Here is a 2,944-nt window from a genome sequence, read left to right as displayed (position 1 = left end):
CGGGCCGACGACATCGTCGGCGCGGCGCGCGACCTGGCCGACGCGGCCACCGTCGCGTACCGCTTCTCCAGCGAGTTCGCCCTGCTCCCGGCCGTGGACGAGGTGACCGCACTGCTCGCGGATGCCCGACGGCAGCTGTCCGACGCCGTGGTCCTGCCGACCGAACCGCAGACCGGTCCGCGGACCGACCCGGCTGCCACTGCCACTGCCGCTCTGGCCCTCGCCGAGGCGGCGGTCGTCGCGGACGCCTTCGGCGCGCTCCAGGGGGACATGGACAACACCGCGCAGAAGACGGTCGGTTACGCGGAACGAGCCGTCGACCTAGCCCGGCGGGCGGGGGACCCGGTGGCCGAATCCGCCGCCCTCGACGCGCTCTCCGGCGCCCGCACCTGGGCCGGTGACTCCTTCGGCGCGGCGGCCGCCGCCCGGCGCCGGATCGAGATCCTGGCCCCGCTACCACGCACTCCCGCCGCCACGCACGAGCGGATGGACGCCCTCGCCATGGCAGCCGGAACGGCTCTCGGCGTGGGCGAGCTGCCCCAGGCCCGCAGGTGGGGCGGACAACTCGCCGACGAGCCCCTGTTCGCCGAGGTGGAGCACCACGCCACGTCCTGGCTCCTGGTCGCGGACGCGTTCGCGGGCAACGCCGCCGACGTACTCACCGGCAGCGAGCGGTTCCTCCACGCATGGCGGCGGAGCGGCCGGCAGCGGTCGTTCTCACTCGGCCCGGCCGCCGCGTCGGTCGCCATGATCCACGGCCTGCGCGGCGATCACGACGCACGGGCGGCCTGGCTCGCGATCGTCGACGAAGCGGGTACGGGAGCGGAACACCACCACGGCTACGGCGCGGTCTTCGACGCCATGGTCCTCCTCCACCACGGGGACCCGGACGCGGCCCTGGAACGCGTCGCACCGGGGCCGGAACAGGTGTGGAAGTGGGTCTCCTGGATCTGGCTGCACTGGTACGTGGGTCTCAGGGCCGAAGCGGCGGTCCTCACCGGACACCCGGAAGCCCGGGACCGGGTCACCGCCGCGCGCGGCCTGGTCACCGGCAACCCGGTCGTCACCGCCCAACTGGACCGTGCGCAGGCCCTCCTGGACGGCGACCTGACCCGCCAACTCGCCGCGGCCACGGCATTCGACGCCGCGGGCTGCCCCTACCAGTCGGCCCGCACGCTCCTCCTCGCCGGCAACGGCCACACCGCCGCCGGCACGACCGCACTCGCCGGCCTGGGCCTCGCGCCCATCCCCGGATGAACGCATCCTGCGACGGCCGATGAGGTGTGCTGCTCCCGCCGGGTGTCGTGTGCCGCCTGGCCGGGCGGCACCTCACGGCGGCACCTCACGGCCGCACCGCAGATCGCCCGGGTGGCCGACACCCGGACGCCGATCACATCCGCCACCGCCCGGCCAAGGCAGGCGTCCGGCGTCAGCGCTCCTTGCGTACCCGGGCCGCCGCGCGCGCTTCGGCGGCCCTGCGGGCCTCGGCGGTCTTGCGGGACTCCTTCGCGGGACGGCCCGGACGGGTGCCGATGCCGCGGAAGGGGGCGTTGCCGCTGGTGGACTTCGTCGCGGTCGGCGGACGCCTGGCCCCGGTGATGGCGGTCAACTGCGCCTCACCGGAGCGCACTTGGGTGACCGTCGGGCGAATCCCGGCGTCGGACATCAGCCGGTTCACCTCGCGCCGCTGGTTGGGTGTGACCAGCGTGACCACCTTCCCTGACTCGCCGGCGCGCGCCGTGCGCCCGCCACGGTGCAGGTAGTCCTTGGCGTCGGCGGGCGGGTCGACGTTGACGACGAGGTCGAGTGCCTCGATGTGGATGCCCCGCGCCGCGACGTTGGTGGCCACCAGCACGGTGATCCCACCGTCCTTGAACTGGCTGAGCGTGTGCGTGCGCTGCGGCTGCGACTTGCCGCTGTGCAGGGCGCCCGCCCGTACGCCACTGGCCCGCAGATGGCGGGTGAACTGGTCCACGCCGGCCTTGGTGTCCAGGAACATCAGCACCCGGCCGTCCCGCGCGGCGATCTCGGTCGCGGTCGCGTACTTGTCGGCGCCGTGGATGTTCAGCACATGGTGTTCCATCGTGGTGACCGAGCCCGCGACCCGGTCGACCGAGGCGAGCACCGGGTCGTGCAGATGGCTGCGTACCAACTGGTCGACGTCGCGGTCGAGCGTGGCGGAGAACAGCAGCCGCTGCCCGTCGGAGGGCACCTGGTCCAGGATCTCCGTGACCTGCGGCAGGAAGCCCAGGTCGCACATCTGGTCCGCCTCGTCCAGCACCGTGATCCGTACCTGGTTCAGATGACAGTCCCGGCGCGACACCAGGTCGGCCAGCCGCCCCGGCGTCGCGACGACCACCTCGACGCCGGTCCGCAGCAGCGCCTGCTGCTTGTTGATCGACAGTCCGCCGACCACCGTCCCCAGGCGTACCTTCAGCGTCTGCGCGTACGGTGCCAGCGCGTCGCTCACCTGCTGCGCGAGTTCCCGGGTCGGCACCAGGACCAGCGCGAGCGGGCGCTTCGACTCCGCCCGCAGTCCTGCCGTCCGAACGAGGAGCGCGAGCCCGAACGCCAGCGTCTTGCCCGACCCGGTCCGCGCCCGGCCGAGGACATCGCGGCCGGCCAGCGCGTTCGGCAGCGTCGCCGCCTGGATCGGGAAGGGCGCCGTCACCCCGAGGTCGGTCATGGCCCTCAGCAGCTCCGGCGGCAGCCCGAGCGCGCCGAAGGACTCCGCCGGCGACAGATCCCGGGACACCGCCTCCGGCGTCGAGGGCTCACCCTGCGGCGCCGCGGCGCGCCGGGGTGTGTCGTCGGGGGAGAGCCCGGAGGCCGACGGCTTCGCGTTCATGGGGAACCTTTCCTGGTCTGGCGCCCGGAACGCGCCGGGGCCCGTACCCATCGGTACGGGCCCCGGCGCTGTCGAAGCGTGCCCCCATTTTCCCGG

General features: G+C 73.8%; 1 protein-coding gene and 1 pseudogene. One reads left to right on the top strand and one right to left on the bottom strand.

Features of this window, described 5'->3' with window-relative positions; genetic code table 11:
- Nucleotides 1–1,257, top strand: a pseudogene (locus AWZ10_RS00495) (ATPase); the annotation flags it as partial.
- Nucleotides 1,258–1,429: 172 nt separating this feature from the next.
- Here the strand turns inward: AWZ10_RS00495 and AWZ10_RS00490 are convergent.
- The gene (locus AWZ10_RS00490; protein WP_060890158.1) at nt 1,430–2,848 is read right to left on the bottom strand and encodes a DEAD/DEAH box helicase; all 1,419 of its coding nucleotides are present in this window, start codon (nt 2,846–2,848) and stop codon (nt 1,430–1,432) included.
- Nucleotides 2,849–2,944: the final 96 nt, after the last annotated feature.

The organism is Streptomyces europaeiscabiei, from assembly GCF_001550375.1.
Taxonomy (GTDB): Bacteria; Actinomycetota; Actinomycetes; order Streptomycetales; family Streptomycetaceae; genus Streptomyces; species Streptomyces europaeiscabiei.
The sequence above is the reverse complement of the archived record's forward strand: the minus strand, read 5'-3'. Positions and strand labels throughout refer to the sequence as shown.

Coding starts and splice junctions, on each gene's coding strand:
- AWZ10_RS00490 (WP_060890158.1), bottom strand. CDS start 2,848: ATGAACGCGAAGCCGTCGGCCTCCGGGCTCTCCCCCGACGACACACCC.